Here is a 14656-nt window from a genome sequence, read left to right as displayed (position 1 = left end):
AATCATCCATATAGATAGGCTGGCAACCAGGTTGCCAAGGTCGGCCAACACGCCAATACCACTAACATCAATAGTTGCAATCCGATAAACGGCACCACGCCACGATAGATCTCCGCGGTTTTTATCGAAGCAGGCGCCGCTCCTCGCAGATAAAACAGCGCGAAACCAAATGGTGGGGTTAAGAACGAAGTTTGCAAGTTAACGGCGATCATCACCCCAAGCCAGATCGGGTCTATTCCCATAGCCAAAAGCACAGGTCCAACAATAGGCACAACCACAAAAGTGATTTCGATAAAGTCGAGAATGAATCCGAGTAGAAAAATCAGCAGCATGACAACAACCATGGCCCCGAAGACGCCACCTGGCAGCGCTTCAAACCATTGCTGAACAAGCGATTCACCGCCTAATCCGTAAAACACCAGGGAAAACATCGCTGCGCCAATCAGAATCAGGAAAACCATGGTGGTCACATGCAGACTGGCCTCACCGACTTCTCTTAACGTTTTCCAGCTAAGTCGCCCCTGCATCGCAGCCAGGAGCGTGGCGCCAAATGCGCCCACAGCGGCGGCTTCAGTGGGTGTGGCATAGCCAAACAGTATCGAGCCCAGCACAACAAAGATGAGTGACAGGGTAGGCAGCAGAGCCTTTGCCAACATAAACCAAAGTGCTCGGCCCTCAGCATCTGCCAATGCTTGATCGCTGGCGACCTTGTTAGCTTCAACTTCGCTGCTTTGCGGTTTGTTGAAGATAAAGATATAGGAAAGATAAAGCAGAACCAGCATTAAACCCGGCACCAACGCCCCCGCAAACAGCTCACCTACCGACACGGTTTTGGGACTGAATAGTCCCAGCGATAGTTGTGCCTGCTGATAAGCAGAACTGAGCATATCGCCCAACAACACCAGTGCTATCGAGGGCGGCAAAATCTGCCCAAGCGTGCCAGTCGCAGCGACAATGCCTGATGCCTGGGAGGGTGAGTATCCACGTTTTAACATGCCGGGAAGAGCCAGCACGGCGAGAGTCACTACGGTTGCCCCGACAATGCCTGTACTGGCAGCCAATAGCATGCCCACCAGCACAACGGCCATGCCCAAACCGCCTTTCACTCTTTTAAGAAGGTGGTTCATGGCAGCCAGTAACTGCTCAGCGAGCTGGGATTTCTCGAGCATCACGCCCATTAATACAAAGAGAGGCACTGCGAGCAGGGTCTGGTTGTTCAGGATCCCAAACAGTCGGTTGGGGAACAGCCAGAGGAAACTGGCATCAATGACGCCAAACCAGGCGCCAATATAAGCAAAAATTAATGCGGACCCAGCCAACGAAAACGCCACAGGAAAACCCAGCATCAATACCAGACATAAAAATAAAAACAGCAACGCAGGAAGATAAGCGATCATTCAGCGCTCTCCTGCACTTCGGAAAAAAGGCGTTCAACAGCAGTAATTATCCAACACACGCCTTGTAAATAAAGCAGGATGGGTAATACCAACATCAGGCTTTTAAACAGGTAAAGGGCCGGCAACCCACCGGTTTCCAATGAGCTTTCCTGGTAGCGCCAACTATCCAATACGTAGGGCAAACAAACACTGAAGATCATGCTGCAGGTTGGCATCAACAGAAATACGGTACCGAAAATGGTCAACCATGCTTTTTGCTTGTCATTGAAGTTGCGAAAAAAAATATCGACCCGAACGTGTTTGTCTTTCTGCAGGGTATAAGCGGCACCAAAAGTAATAGCCGCTGCATGCAGATACATCACGCTTTCCTGCAGTGCTATCCACCCCAAATTAAACAGGTAGCGAAGCACGACAATAACCATAATCAGCGCCATCATAGCGCCACCCAACCACGCTACAGCTTGGCCTAGCGCACGAATAACACGCTCAATCTCGGTTCTAACCAGACTTAAGGCTCTGAGCCAGGGGGGGGATTTCGCTTGCAGGGTTGGCAATTGCACATCCACATCTCATGGTGAAAGTGCAGCATTGATAACAAATATTTAATACTTTTTAAACAATTACAGGTCTAACCAGCGAGCGGCAAACTCGCTGGATAAAGGATTTAAGACGAGATCAGTTTCTAGCCTTACTGCCGCCCATACATTGGGGCGACGATGGAAAATCGCCGAAGTTAGATTTCCATTCCCCCGCAGTATATGTGTGCATAGCCAACGCATGTACTGGACCCGCGAGCTCTTCTGCCAGCGTGGCGTTGACTGCGCGATGCCTGGCCAGCAAACGCTCACCTTCAAATCGAGAAGATACGATGACTACTTTGAAGTGCGATTCTGATCCAGCCGGTACATTGTGGTTATCACTCTCGTTCAACACTTCCAAGTGCAAAGGCTCGAACGCTTCTAATAACTTATTTTCAATCTGATTTTGTACCGACATCTCTTTTCCTTATTCAAAGGCCAACGGCTCCGGCTGCCGCAATCACAGCACTTTCAGTGCCGTGCCCTATTTTCACTGCAATTATACCAATCCGAATAAAGATATGGTCAACCAGGAAGTCTGAGCAAGTTCAATTCAAGGCGTAGTCATGCAGCAATGGTTGCTCCCTTGTAAATGTCTGCAACGTAGAAGTGGGCTTGCCCAGACTCCCCCGTAGGGCGGGTTGTAAATCACTTTATGCCGCGTTAGCTGATCTCGGCGTAGAATAACTATGCCTGCAATCACCTGCCTTGCCTAAAGTGATTTAAATTCCCGCTGGTAGATCAGATCCTTTTACTCGTATTGGTATTAAACGCCTCGTACAGTGCGAAACGTTAAATTGATTCTTGGTTCATGCACCTTGCTTTGCTTGGGTACAGCATGCTGCCAGTGCTGCTGCGTCACTCCCGACATCACCAGCAAACTCCCGGCCCCCAATACCAACTCAAACTTATAGCCCTGATATTTGTGTCGCATCTGAAACCGGCGTGGCGCACCAAAACTAAGAGAAGCAATAACAGGTGCCGATCCTAGCTCCGGCTCATTGTCACTATGCCAGCCCATACTGTCGCGACCATCTCGATACAGATTAGCCAGCACACTGTTAAACTGATATGACAGCGTCTGTTCCAGTTGCTGTTTCAGTGCCAATAGAGTTGGCTGCCATGGCTCAGGCTGCATGGTCATGCCTGAATACCGATAACGGGTGCCGGCATCGCCGTACCAGGCCTGCAGTCTGGGGATCGGATTTGAGCGGCCAAACAAGGTTATTTCTGGCTGATTCCAGTCTAATTCTGACTGCAGTCTATTCATAATATTGACGGACTCGCTATCAGCACACCACTGGTCCACCAACCACAATGATGCACCGGGAAGCACTATTTGCTGGCCAACCTTTGTGGCAGAAACCATGGTTTTCAAATAATAAACTCCGGTTAAGTTGCAAAAGCCCCGATGGCAGGGTCAAAATTAGCACCAGCGCTACTTGGGTGATATTAACAAACTGATGACCAATCCAGACAAAGGCAAAATTCTAGTCGTCGATGACGATGTCGAGATCCGCGATCTACTGGCCACACATCTGAACAAAAATGGTTACGATGTAGATACGGCAGGCGATGGCGAACAGATGTTTGCTATTTACCAGGAAGGTCAGCATAACCTGGTGATTCTGGACGTGATGCTGCCTGGCGATGATGGTTTTACCCTATGCCAGCGATTACGAAAGAAGTCAGATGTGCCAGTGATCATGCTGACCGCCTCATCTGACGAGACAGACCGCGTCATCGGTCTCGAAATTGGTGCCGATGACTATATAGCCAAGCCATTCAGCCCAAGGGAGCTGCTGGCTCGCATCAAAGCACTGTTGCGACGGGTCAGATACAACCAACGTCAACAGCCCAGATTCCTGAATTTCGCTGACTGGCAGCTGGATATCACTACCCGTCAGTTAACACATCACGATGGTGAAGTGCTTGAACTGTCCGGAGCAGACTTCAACCTGTTGTCGCTGTTTCTCAATCACCCAAATGAAGTGCTGGATAGAGATACTATTTCAGACACAATCCGTGGCCGTGAAGCCTCGCCTTTTGACCGTAGTATTGATGTTCAAATCAGTCGATTGCGTCAGCGCTTAAGAGATAGCGGTAAACAACCCAAATTGATCAAAACCATTCGCGGTTCTGGTTATTTGCTCGCTGCAGAAGTATCTAATGAAGGGTAACTGGCGCAACTCGTTGCTGCCACAAAAGCTGGTGCCAAAAACCATGCTGTCACGCATGGTGATTATGCTACTGGCCGCAATTCTTTTGTCTCAAAGCGTTGTATCAGTGATCTGGATAACCCAGTTTGAGCACAGGGATGAAGAGTCGCTCATAGACGTATCTAACTCTCTCGCGCTGTCTATGGCATCCACGGTGCGCTTTTTCCGTTCACTTCCATTTGAGTACCGCCATATCGTTCTCAACCAATTGAGAAACATGGGCGGCACTCGGTTTTTTGTGTCTTTAAACTACGAACTGATTGATGTTGTTCCCCTAACTGACTCTCGACGTAAGTCCATGGTGGTTGACGAAGTGTCTCGTATTATGAAGCGCCAGTTTGGGGAAGAAATTGACGTGAAAGTCGAGTTCAGCGCGCCTGAGACCCTACATGTCCTGAACAACGAAACACTGTTAACTGATCTACCTCCCAGTTGGGCGCAGCATACGTTGGTCCTAGAACCCTACAACCCACCGATCCTGGTAATGCAATTCCCACTGGAAGACGGTGAATGGATCTACATGGCCGCCCTATTACCTGAGCCATTAATGAATCTGGAAACAGAGTATCTGCCCCGCAGCCAACTGGTGTTTCTCGTGATCGTCACGGCTATGTTGCTGATCTCCATTATGGTTGTTGTCAAATGGCTCAGTGCACCATTAAAGCGGTTTTCAACCGCAGCAAAACAACTGGGGCAGGATATTCACCGACCGCCATTGGAAGTTTCCGGGCCAGCAGAAATCGCAGAGGCAGCCAAAGCAATGAATGCGATGCAGGAGCAACTTAAACGCTATCTGGATGATCGCGAAGAACTGTTTTCTGCCATCAGTCACGATCTTAAAACTCCGATAACCCGGCTTAGGCTGCGGGCAGAGCTACTGGATGATGATGAACACAGTGAAAAGTTCATCAAGAATCTGGACGAACTTGAGTTAATGGTCAAAGGCGCGCTGCAGTGCGTTAAAGACACTGATATTCATGAAAACATTGAATCCGTTGACATGATGGGTCTGCTCCAGTCGATTCAAGAAGAGCTTGCTGATCCTGAAACCATGAGCATCAGTGGTTCAGTCCGCGCGCCTTTCAGAGGTAAACCACTGGCCTTGAAACGGTGTCTTACCAACCTCATCGATAACGCGATCAAATATGGCGACAGGGTGAAGGTAACTTTACTGGATTACGAACAAAGGCTTTATGTCTTATTCAGAGACTATGGTCCCGGCATCTCGCTCTACGACCAGAAGAAGATTTTCGAACCCTATGTACGTCTTGATAACACGCGCAACAGGAATGCCAGTGGCAGTGGCCTGGGCATGGGGATCGCCCGCAATATCGTCCGGGCCCACGGTGGTAACCTCGACCTGATGAATCATCCTCAAGGCGGACTTCTCGTTAAACTCACTCTGCCGCGCCAGTAGTGTCCCCTCTGTCAGTGAGTTATAGGAACCTTACGCCACCTGAACGACCCTATTTCCAGGGCAATTCGTCGATGATTGCAAACGAAAGGAAGGTCGCAAATAATCCAACAGCCAACAACATATAAAGTGCAGGATGCAGCATCACAACCCCCATGGAGGCAAACCACACCCTTCTGATCAGAGCGCGCTTGTGAGCCAACAGCCTCTGTTGTTTGGGGCTCAGGTTGACCACTGCTCTGTCACCAACTAGATCCAGCAACATGCTGGAAAGCAGTATCTGATAGAAACGCCAATGAGACATAGGCACCTCGCAACTAGTGTCACCATTATTGAGGCTAGCCTACTGACTCCATAGCGCGAGCAGATCGACAGACAAAAATTTGGAAAGGCATCTATGATCTAGCACAAACCCATGTGACACAAGCACATACAGAGATCACATTTTACACATTCAAACTTACTCAACTGGCTTTTTTTCAGCCTCTGAACAAGCCCCAAAACCGCTACACATAAGCTTTGTAACACGCTTGTTACATTCACTATCCCTTTGTTACCGCTGCCTTACAGTGCTCTGCGTAAACTTTATTAGGCTGACCCAATTCATAGATGGGGAGCTGGGTTGGCCATATAAATCAATAACAAACTAAGGAAAGGCTAATGAAACGTAAAACGCTGATCTCTGCCCTATCAGCCGTCGCGCTGGTTACCAGCGCAGGACTTGCACACGCCGAAAATAAAGGTGAAGTAGAAGTACTCCACTGGTGGACATCTGGTGGTGAAGCAAAATCTGCAGCCGTTTTAAAAGTAATGCTGGAACAGCAGGGATACGGTTGGAAAGACTTTGCTGTTGCCGGTGGAGGTGGTGAAAGTGCCATGACGGTACTGAAAACCCGAGCGGTTTCAGGTAACCCGCCAGCAGCGGCTCAAATCAAAGGACATGACATTCAGGAATGGGCCGATTTAGGTTTCCTGACAACGCTGGATGATACAGCCAGTTCAGAAAACTGGGAGAAAGTGCTGCCTAAAGTCGTCACTAACGTTATGAAGTACGAAGGTAACTATGTTGCCGTACCAGTCAACGTTCATAGAGTGAACTGGTTATGGGCGAATCCAGCCGTCTTCGAAAAAGCGGGCGCTAAAGTCCCCACTACCTGGGATGAATTCATCGCCGCCGCCGAAAAAATCAAAGCTGCGGGCTATATTCCACTCGCACATGGTGGTCAGGCATGGCAGGACGCAACGGTATTTGAAGCCGTTGCCCTGGAAACCATGGGCACAGAGTTGTACCTCAAAGCGTTTAAGCAGCATGATCCTGACGCGCTTGGCTCGCCAGAAATGGTGAAAACGTTTGAAAAGTTCCGTCAGCTGAAACAGTACATAGACAAAGATAGTCCCGGCCGCGACTGGAACATCGCGACCAACATGGTGATCGAGGGCAAGGCCGCAATGCAGATCATGGGGGACTGGGCCAAGGGTGAATTTGCCGCTGCAGGCAAAACTCCCGGTGTCGACTACATCTGTGCGCCTGCACCAGGCACCGCAGGGATGTTCACCTTCAATATCGATAGCTTCGCATTCTTTAAGCTGAATGACGCTAATGACGCAGCAGCGCAAAAGACTCTGGCAAAAACTATCCTCAGCCCTAAATTCCAGGAAGTGTTTAACCTCAACAAAGGATCTATTCCGGTGCGCTTGGACCAGGATATGAGCCCATTTGACCAGTGCGCTTTGGACTCGATGGCTACGTTCAAGTCGGCTAATAAGAGCGGTGATCTGGTACCTAGCTGGAGTCATGGCCTGGCAACCACAAGCCAGATCCAAGGAGCCATCTATGACGTGGTGACCAATTACTTCAATGATGACAAAGTCACCGCAGACGCCACTGTGGACAAGTTGGTTCGCGCGGTAAAAGCGGCCATGTAGTGGACGTGGGCGGACTGTTTAAGTCCGCCCTTTTCATATTCTGACCCAATGAAAATGGTTTACCCATGTCGACTTCTCAAGCGATATCTGCGCCGCTTTCACGCGCAGGAGGAAAGCGCATGCCTTTAGACAAGCTTCAGCAATGGCTGCCCAAACTGGTTCTGGCACCGACCATGGTCATTACCCTGGTGTGTATATATGGCTATATGGGCTGGACCGCGCTTATCTCCTTCACTAATTCCAGCTTCCTACCCAGCTTTAAATGGGCAGGTTTGAAGCAGTACGCAAAACTGATGGATAACGACAGGTGGCTGGTGTCCTCCACTAACCTGCTGATATTTGGCGTGCTATTTATTGCGATATGTTTGGTGCTGGGGATTTTCCTGGCTATTTTGCTGGACCAGCAAATCCGTACAGAGGGGGCGATTCGCACGATTTTCCTTTATCCCATGGCGATCAGTTTTATCGTCACAGGTACGGCATGGAAATGGATCCTGAACCCCGGGCTGGGTTTGGAGAAACTTATGCGGGATTGGGGGTGGAGTAGCTTCGAGTTTGACTGGCTGGTTAACTCCGAAATGTCTATTTATACCCTGGTCATTGCAGCCGTATGGCAAAGCTCAGGCTTTGTTATGGCTCTGTTTCTCGCAGGTTTACGAGGTATAGATCCTGCCATTATCAAAGCCGCCCAAATAGATGGTGCCAGCAAGCCTACTATCTACCGACGCATTATCCTGCCCTGCCTGCGCCCGGTATTCTTCTCTTCCATTATCGTACTCTCTCATACTGCGATTAAGAGTTTCGATCTGGTTACTGCCCTCACGGCAGGCGGTCCTGGTTATAGCTCAGACCTGCCCGCACTGTTCATGTACTCCCACGCATTTACCCGCGGTCAGATGGGCCTGGGGGCCGCGTCGGCGATGATGATGTTAGCAGGTGTACTGGCCATTCTGGTGCCCTACCTCTACTCAGAACTACGGGGTAAACACCATGAATAATACGGCAATAGAAAACAGCAATATCAGTAAAAAGCCGCTGCAACCGGGTCGCTGGTTAATCTACGCCACTCTGTTGCTATTTGCGCTTATTTATCTGATGCCCTTGGTAGTCATGCTGCTCACATCCTTTAAGACCAGCGCCGATATTCGTGGCGGCAATCTGATGTCATTACCCACTGAATGGGTATTTGATGGATGGAGCAAAGCCTGGGGTTCAGCCTGTACTGGAGTGAACTGCGAAGGCATCAAAGGCTACTTTTGTAACTCTATTCAGATGGTAGTGCCTGCGGTGCTCATCTCCACCATGATTGGCGCATTTAACGGCTATGTGCTGGCGAAGTGGAAGTTCCGGGGCTCTGATCTTTTTTTCAGCTTGATGCTGTTTGGCTGCTTTATTCCTTTTCAGGTCATTCTGCTGCCCATGGCACAAAGCTTGGGTTACCTGGGTCTGGCTAATACCACGGCGGGACTGGTGACTGTGCACGTCATATACGGTATCGCTTTTACCACCATGTTCTTCCGTAACTACTACGTCAGCATTCCTGATGAATTAGTTAAAGCCGCGAAACTCGATGGCGCGGGATTTTTCACCATCTTCTTTCGCATCTTACTGCCTATTTCCAAACCTATTTTTATGGTCTGTGTGATCTGGCAATTCACCGCTATTTGGAACGACTTCCTGTTTGGCGTGGTGTACTCCGCGGGTGATACCCAGCCAATGACAGTTGCACTGAATAACCTGGTGAACACCTCGACAGGTGTCAAGGAGTACAACGTAGATATGGCAGCCGCAATTATGGCCGCCCTACCAACCCTCGTGGTGTATGTGCTGGCAGGGAAATATTTCGTACGAGGTCTGACCGCTGGCGTCGTCAAAGGCTAAAGCATAGTGAATAAAGCACTGATAAGAATTATTCGGGAATAACAATGGCAAATCTTCAGATTAACCAAGTAAGAAAGACCTATGGCAAAGCCGAACTTGAGACGCTCAAGGGGATAGATATCAGTATTGATGATGGCGAGTTCCTCATTCTGGTTGGGCCTTCAGGTTGTGGCAAATCGACCCTGATGAATATGATCGCTGGACTGGAGGAGGTCAGCGCCGGGCAGATACTGATTGATAATCAGGATGTCACGCACGTTGCGCCAAAAGACAGGGATATCGCCATGGTATTCCAGTCTTACGCCCTCTACCCCAACATGACGGTTCGTCAGAACATCCAGTTTGGTCTTGAGATCCGCAAGATGCCACAGCAGGAGATCGATGCGGAAGTCGAACGAGTTGCTAACCTGTTACAAATAGACCACCTGCTTGATCGCAAACCATCACAGCTCTCTGGCGGTCAGCAACAACGAGTCGCAATGGGGCGAGCGCTCTCGCGTCGTCCGAAGATCTACCTGTTTGACGAGCCACTATCTAACCTGGATGCCAAACTGCGCGTCGAAATGCGTACCGAAGTGAAAAAGCTTCATCAACGTCTGGGTACCACCATCGTTTATGTCACACACGACCAGATCGAAGCGATGACTCTGGCTGACCGCATTGCAGTGATGAAAGATGGGGAGTTGCTGCAACTGGGTACACCCAAAGAAGTTTACGAAACACCCGCCAACACATTTGTCGCCGGTTTTATTGGCTCTCCAGCGATGAACTTCATCTCCTGCCAGGTGAAAAAAGACGATAGCGGTCTCTATACGGAGCTGACTAATCTGGACGGAAAAGCAACGCGTCTGCCCGCGCCCGCCTATTTAAACCGCTACTTAGGAGAACAGGTGATACTGGGCCTTAGACCGGAACAAATCACTCACTATATCCCGCACAAAGCAGAAGACCAGATGATCGCTAAAGGTCATTACGACGTGTTGGTTACCGAACCAACCGGCCCCGATGTCATCGTGCAGGTTATGGCCAACAAGCAGGAGATAAGCTGCCGGGTAGATCCTGAATATACCCCCACAGTAGGAGAGAGTGTTGAGCTGATGTTTGACTGCAATAAAGCGGTCTATTTTGACCCACATTCTGAACAACGCATTCAGCCCGAAAACTCTCCTAGTCAGGCGTCAGCCGCTTAGGTCGAAGCCTGACACCCGACGAAACGGCAAATCAGTTCCCCGACGCAGGCTCGGCCCCCTGCATCAGTCCTTTCCTAAACTGGCCGATTTGGCATCGCAATAGCGGTGCCTTTTTTTGTTGGCTCACGTACAATCCAGCCAAACTTCTTGTAATGAAGCAACATGAATCGCAATGTAACCCTTGCCGGCCATGCCTTAACACTGGACCGCTTTCCCCTATCCAAAGACCCTAATCTGCAAGCTTGGGATGCTGCCGACGAGTACCTGATAAAACAGATAGAGGAACTTGGCTTACTGGACTCTGAGCAAACAATTCATATCTACAATGATGGTTTTGGCGCCCTCACCTGTGCCCTTGCAGCAAGAGCCACAAGCAGTAACCTCGCGTTCAAACTGGTTAACATCAGCGACAGTTTTTTAGCCCAGCAGGCATGTAAAACGAATTTGCAGCAAAACTCACCGACGGATGCTGACGTGACATTCCTTTCAAGCATGGATGCGATAGAGCGAGACGCTGACTTGGTACTGATGAAGGTACCGAAAAACCATGGCCTTCTAACTCATCAATTGGCACAGATTTCCCAATATAGATCTATGCCAACCGTGCTGGCCTCTGCCAAAGCAAACCTGTTACCACGAAGCGTCGTAGAACAGTTTAACCGGCTTGGTTCGTCACAACCCTCACTCGCCTGGAAGAAGTGCCGTGTTATCCATTGCCAGCCCGAGCAGGCAAACCGTCTGAGTCTACCTGAACCACTCCGATGGAAGTTAGAAAACTCGTCTTTTACCATGGTCAATCATGCTAACGTTTTTGCCCGTCAGCAGCTCGATATAGGCGCTCGTTTTCTACTGGAGCAACTCCCGAAAAATGAGGCGTTCAAACAAGTCATCGACCTGGGTTGCGGCAACGGTGTTTTAACGCTTTGCTTACTGGCAAATAATGATGTTGAAGAGATGATCGCCATCGATGAGTCTTATATGGCCGTGAGCTCAGCCGATTCCAGCGTGATGGAGAACCTGCCAGAGAAACATAAGCACTGCCAGTTTGTCACCAATAACTGCCTGGACGGGTTCAAAGCCAATACGGCAGATTTGATCGTCTGCAATCCCCCCTTTCACCAGAACAACGCTGTGATGGATGATATCGCATGGCAAATGTTTAAAGATGCGAAACGTGTTCTGACACCGGGTGGCAAATTACGTATCGTGGGCAATCGACACTTGGGATACCATATCAAGCTCAAGCGGCTGTTTGGCCATTGCAAAACAGTGGCTGGCAACAAAAAGTTTGTGATCCTCGAAGCCAGTAAAAACTAATCTCAAACAACTATTGCAAGGACAATTTCTTTGAAATCCCTAGTATTAGCATCGTTTGCATTGTTGCTGTCTGCATGCAGCACACAATATGCACCAATGATAGTGAATCCCGTTATTAAGTACTCGGGTCAAACCTGGCAACAAAGCCAGCCTGTATCCCTTCAGGTACAAGATATGCGTCCGGCGCAGTACCTTGCCAAAATTGATGGCAGCAGTGAGAAAGTCACGCTCGTTCCGGCTAGCAATAGTATTACCGCCGTAGTCGAAGAAAAAATTCGCACCGCATATCAGCAGCACGGTATAGAACTGAACAGTGAAGCGGCAATAAAAACAACCATTGAGCTGCACAGCGCGCTCGTCGATGTAACCAAACCCGGTCATTTCGATTACAAGATGGATACCCACGTAAAGATCAGAGTTAAAGTGGAAAAAACCGATACCACTTTTTCAAAGATGTTCCGTGGTAAGCGCAGCACTATGACAAATATCAAGCCCGATACTGCGGCACTTGAACAGGAGTTAAACGCCTTGCTGGCGAGAGTGCTGAAAGACCTGGCAGATGATAAAGAGGTGCAGCAATTCATTGCGGTAACAGAGACAACGGATACGGCTGTTCAGGAGTAATTATGCGATTTCTATGGCTAGTTCTAGCGTTGATGGTAGGTTCTGCCCAAGCGGCGCATAAAGGCCAACTGCAACCATCCAACCCTTTCCCAAAAGTTTCGTTGAAAACGAATCTTGGCACCCTGATTGTTGAGCTTGACCGAACGCGCGCGCCAGTGACAGTCGATGCCTTTTTGAGCTACGTGGTAGACGGTGAGTATGACCAAACACTTTTCCATCGCGTTGTTCCTGGTTTTGTGGCTCAAGGGGGCGGAATAGACACCAAATACGCGCCGAAAGAAGAAGGTAAGAAGGTATTTAACGAGTCAGGAAATGGCCTCAGGAATGATGAGGGCACCATCGCAATGGCTCGCCAAAATGCGCCACATTCTGCCACCCGGCAATTCTATTTTAACCTGGCAGATAATGACTCTTTAAACCCTTCCCCGCGGCGTTGGGGCTATACCGTTTTCGGTGCGGTCGTTGAAGGTCACGAAGTGCTGATGAAGCTTAACGCGGTACAAACAGAGTTTAATGACAAACTGGCATGGCCGGATGTACCGGTTGCTCCAGTCATCCTTGAAAAAGCCAAGCTGCTACCAGAAGAGTAATCATGCCCTCAGCTAACACCAACGCTCAGGCCAGCGGTCAATCTGCTTCCACAGCACTGAAAACTCAAATGTCAGCTTGGATCAAAGCATTGGCTGTTTACGGCCAGCGCCATATGTTGCACATGCTGCTGTTTGGCTTCAGCTGTGGCCTGCCCTACATGTTGGTGTTTGCGACGTTATCATTCTGGTTACGTGAAGCAGAGGTCAGTCGTTCTGCAATTGGCTATTTCAGTTGGATCTTAATCGTATACGGCATGAAATGGGCCTGGGCACCTCTGGTGGATCGCCTCAGACTTCCAATACTTTGCAATCTTTTAGGCCGTCGACGCTCATGGATAGGTTTGGCACAAGCGGCAATTACAGCATCTCTGCTAGGGCTTGCGTGGCTGGACCCAGCCACCTCGCTGGAGAGTTTTGCCCTTTGTGCACTGCTAGTAGCTTGGTTTTCTGCCACCCAGGATATTGCTGTCGATGCCTACCGTATAGAAATTGCGCCGCAGGATGAGCAAGGTTCATTGGCTGCGGCTTACATGCTGGGATATCGTCTGGCGATGATCCTCAGTGGTGCTGGCGCACTCTATCTCGCGGCATGGTTTTCCGATGTAGAAGGCTACGATCCGGCCGGCTGGTCCAATGCCTACATTGTTATGGCCTGTGTGATGGCTATCTGTCTGGCTAATACAATATTCGCCAAAGAGCCAACCATCCCCAAAACATCTCACTCTGATAGTGTCCTGTTTGAAGCCAATAAAAACAGTGCGCTTCCAGTTTCCATTCAAAAGGGCCTAGCCTGGTGCTATGACGCCCTGCTCTGTCCATTTATCGACTTCTTTAGACGCTATCGTTGGCAAGCCTTATGGCTACTTATGCTCATAGGTACTTATCGTATCTCTGATATTTTTATGGGTGTCATGGCCAACCCCTTCTATGTCGACTTAGGTTATAGCAAGGAACAGGTTGCCTCCGTCGCAAAAGTATTTGGAGTCATCATGACGCTACTGGGAACCGGCATTGGCGGAATACTTGTGACACGTTATGGCTGGCGCCCAGTACTGACCCTTGGCGCCATTTTGGTTGTGGTAACAAACCAGTTGTTTGCCGTGATGGCATTTTTTGCTTCAAGCCTTAGCCCTGAATGCCTGAACCAGGCCTGTGAAGCGCCTTCACTTTATTGGCTGACTGCTGTTATCTCTGCAGATAATATCAGCGCAGGTATTGCTACCGCCGCATTTATTGCTTTTCTCTCAGCCCTGACCAATGTCGCCTATTCAGCCACTCAATATGCGCTATTCAGCTCTCTGATGGTTCTGTTTCCTAAGTTTTTAGCAGGATTTTCGGGCGTAATGGTCGATAACATGGGATATGTGTGGTTCTTCACCCTTGCGTCTGCCGTTGGGCTACCAGTATTGATACTCATCTGGATAACTAGAAACGCGGTAACTGATTCGGAAGCAACAAAAACTAATGTTCTACTGGATTAGTTAAACATAGCTCCCAAAAAAAGGTCGAAACACGCACTA

The 14656-nt window shown here is 49.3% G+C and carries 15 protein-coding genes; 10 read left to right on the top strand and 5 right to left on the bottom strand.

Annotation, left to right across the window (positions count from 1 at the left end):
• Nucleotides 1-2: 2 nt before the first annotated feature.
• From ABEA14_RS03170 to ABEA14_RS03155, 4 genes are all read right to left on the bottom strand, one after another.
• Nucleotides 3-1394 carry a TRAP transporter large permease gene (locus ABEA14_RS03170; RefSeq protein WP_345338514.1) on the bottom strand — a complete coding sequence of 464 codons (1392 nt, stop codon included), beginning with the start codon at nucleotides 1392-1394 and terminating at the stop codon, nucleotides 3-5.
• Nucleotides 1394-1957 carry a TRAP transporter small permease subunit gene (locus ABEA14_RS03165; RefSeq protein ID WP_345338393.1) on the bottom strand — a complete coding sequence of 188 codons (564 nt, stop codon included), beginning with the start codon at nucleotides 1955-1957 and terminating at the stop codon, nucleotides 1394-1396. Before ABEA14_RS03165 ends, ABEA14_RS03170 begins: the two co-directional genes overlap by 1 nt.
• A 115-nt stretch (nucleotides 1958-2072) precedes the next feature.
• The gene (bolA, locus tag ABEA14_RS03160; RefSeq protein ID WP_345338392.1) at nucleotides 2073-2393 is read right to left on the bottom strand and encodes a transcriptional regulator BolA; all 321 of its coding nucleotides are present in this window, start codon (nucleotides 2391-2393) and stop codon (nucleotides 2073-2075) included.
• 348 nt (nucleotides 2394-2741) lie between these two features.
• Complete coding sequence (locus ABEA14_RS03155; RefSeq protein WP_345338513.1) at nucleotides 2742-3344, bottom strand: alpha-ketoglutarate-dependent dioxygenase AlkB family protein; 603 nt, start codon at nucleotides 3342-3344, stop codon at nucleotides 2742-2744.
• Nucleotides 3345-3417: 73 nt separating this feature from the next.
• On the opposite strand from ABEA14_RS03155, the gene ABEA14_RS03150 reads away from it, so the two are divergent.
• Both ABEA14_RS03150 and ABEA14_RS03145 read left to right on the top strand, forming a co-directional pair.
• Complete coding sequence (locus ABEA14_RS03150) at nucleotides 3418-4155, top strand: response regulator (protein ID WP_425557240.1); 738 nt, start codon at nucleotides 3418-3420, stop codon at nucleotides 4153-4155.
• Nucleotides 4145-5611: an ATP-binding protein gene (locus ABEA14_RS03145; protein ID WP_345338391.1), complete on the top strand. Its 1467-nt coding sequence runs from the start codon at nucleotides 4145-4147 to the stop codon at nucleotides 5609-5611. Before ABEA14_RS03150 ends, ABEA14_RS03145 begins: the two co-directional genes overlap by 11 nt.
• Before the next feature lie 49 nt (nucleotides 5612-5660).
• On the opposite strand, the gene ABEA14_RS03140 is transcribed toward ABEA14_RS03145, so the two are convergent.
• Nucleotides 5661-5912, bottom strand: a complete 252-nt coding sequence (locus tag ABEA14_RS03140) for a hypothetical protein (RefSeq protein ID WP_345338390.1) — start codon at nucleotides 5910-5912, stop codon at nucleotides 5661-5663.
• Between the two features lie 356 nt (nucleotides 5913-6268).
• Here ABEA14_RS03140 and ABEA14_RS03135 point away from each other — a divergent pair, with 356 nt between their 5' ends.
• The 8 genes from ABEA14_RS03135 (at nucleotide 6269) to ABEA14_RS03100 (ending at nucleotide 14617) form a co-directional block, all read left to right on the top strand.
• Nucleotides 6269-7534, top strand: a complete 1266-nt coding sequence (locus ABEA14_RS03135; RefSeq protein ID WP_345338389.1) for an ABC transporter substrate-binding protein — start codon at nucleotides 6269-6271, stop codon at nucleotides 7532-7534.
• Nucleotides 7535-7599: 65 nt separating this feature from the next.
• Nucleotides 7600-8532 (top strand): carbohydrate ABC transporter permease, encoded by a 933-nt coding sequence (locus ABEA14_RS03130; protein WP_345338388.1) that lies wholly within the window; start codon nucleotides 7600-7602, stop codon nucleotides 8530-8532.
• Nucleotides 8525-9415: a carbohydrate ABC transporter permease gene (locus ABEA14_RS03125; RefSeq protein ID WP_345338387.1), complete on the top strand. Its 891-nt coding sequence runs from the start codon at nucleotides 8525-8527 to the stop codon at nucleotides 9413-9415. The genes ABEA14_RS03130 and ABEA14_RS03125 overlap by 8 nt, the downstream gene beginning before the upstream one ends.
• A 44-nt stretch (nucleotides 9416-9459) precedes the next feature.
• Nucleotides 9460-10605: an ABC transporter ATP-binding protein gene (locus ABEA14_RS03120; RefSeq protein ID WP_345338386.1), complete on the top strand. Its 1146-nt coding sequence runs from the start codon at nucleotides 9460-9462 to the stop codon at nucleotides 10603-10605.
• Nucleotides 10606-10767: 162 nt separating this feature from the next.
• Nucleotides 10768-11922, top strand: a complete 1155-nt coding sequence (locus ABEA14_RS03115; protein WP_345338385.1) for a methyltransferase — start codon at nucleotides 10768-10770, stop codon at nucleotides 11920-11922.
• A gap of 30 nt (nucleotides 11923-11952) precedes the next feature.
• Nucleotides 11953-12546, top strand: a complete 594-nt coding sequence (locus ABEA14_RS03110; RefSeq protein ID WP_345338384.1) for a YajG family lipoprotein — start codon at nucleotides 11953-11955, stop codon at nucleotides 12544-12546.
• A gap of 2 nt (nucleotides 12547-12548) precedes the next feature.
• The gene (locus tag ABEA14_RS03105) at nucleotides 12549-13136 is read left to right on the top strand and encodes a peptidylprolyl isomerase (protein ID WP_377776183.1); all 588 of its coding nucleotides are present in this window, start codon (nucleotides 12549-12551) and stop codon (nucleotides 13134-13136) included.
• Between the two features lie 2 nt (nucleotides 13137-13138).
• Nucleotides 13139-14617 (top strand): AmpG family muropeptide MFS transporter, encoded by a 1479-nt coding sequence (locus tag ABEA14_RS03100; protein ID WP_345338383.1) that lies wholly within the window; start codon nucleotides 13139-13141, stop codon nucleotides 14615-14617.
• Nucleotides 14618-14656: the final 39 nt, after the last annotated feature.

Origin of the sequence: Corallincola platygyrae, from assembly GCF_039544265.1 — a bacterium.
GTDB classification, from domain to species: Bacteria; Pseudomonadota; Gammaproteobacteria; order Enterobacterales; family Neiellaceae; genus Corallincola; species Corallincola platygyrae.
Note: the sequence above shows the minus strand (reverse complement) of the source record. Positions and strands in the feature narration are given on the sequence as shown.

Bases quoted from the DNA above. Each gene is read 5' to 3' on its own strand.
- ABEA14_RS03130 (WP_345338388.1), top strand. From the start codon at position 7,600: ATGTCGACTTCTCAAGCGATATCTGCGCCGCTTTCACGCGCAGGAGGA.
- ABEA14_RS03145 (WP_345338391.1), top strand. From the start codon at position 4,145: ATGAAGGGTAACTGGCGCAACTCGTTGCTGCCACAAAAGCTGGTGCCA.
- ABEA14_RS03115 (WP_345338385.1), top strand. From the start codon at position 10,768: ATGAATCGCAATGTAACCCTTGCCGGCCATGCCTTAACACTGGACCGC.
- ABEA14_RS03155 (WP_345338513.1), bottom strand. From the start codon at position 3,344: ATGGTTTCTGCCACAAAGGTTGGCCAGCAAATAGTGCTTCCCGGTGCA.
- bolA (WP_345338392.1), bottom strand. From the start codon at position 2,393: ATGTCGGTACAAAATCAGATTGAAAATAAGTTATTAGAAGCGTTCGAG.
- ABEA14_RS03135 (WP_345338389.1), top strand. From the start codon at position 6,269: ATGAAACGTAAAACGCTGATCTCTGCCCTATCAGCCGTCGCGCTGGTT.
- ABEA14_RS03120 (WP_345338386.1), top strand. From the start codon at position 9,460: ATGGCAAATCTTCAGATTAACCAAGTAAGAAAGACCTATGGCAAAGCC.
- ABEA14_RS03100 (WP_345338383.1), top strand. From the start codon at position 13,139: ATGCCCTCAGCTAACACCAACGCTCAGGCCAGCGGTCAATCTGCTTCC.
- ABEA14_RS03125 (WP_345338387.1), top strand. From the start codon at position 8,525: ATGAATAATACGGCAATAGAAAACAGCAATATCAGTAAAAAGCCGCTG.
- ABEA14_RS03105 (WP_377776183.1), top strand. From the start codon at position 12,549: ATGCGATTTCTATGGCTAGTTCTAGCGTTGATGGTAGGTTCTGCCCAA.
- ABEA14_RS03140 (WP_345338390.1), bottom strand. From the start codon at position 5,912: ATGTCTCATTGGCGTTTCTATCAGATACTGCTTTCCAGCATGTTGCTG.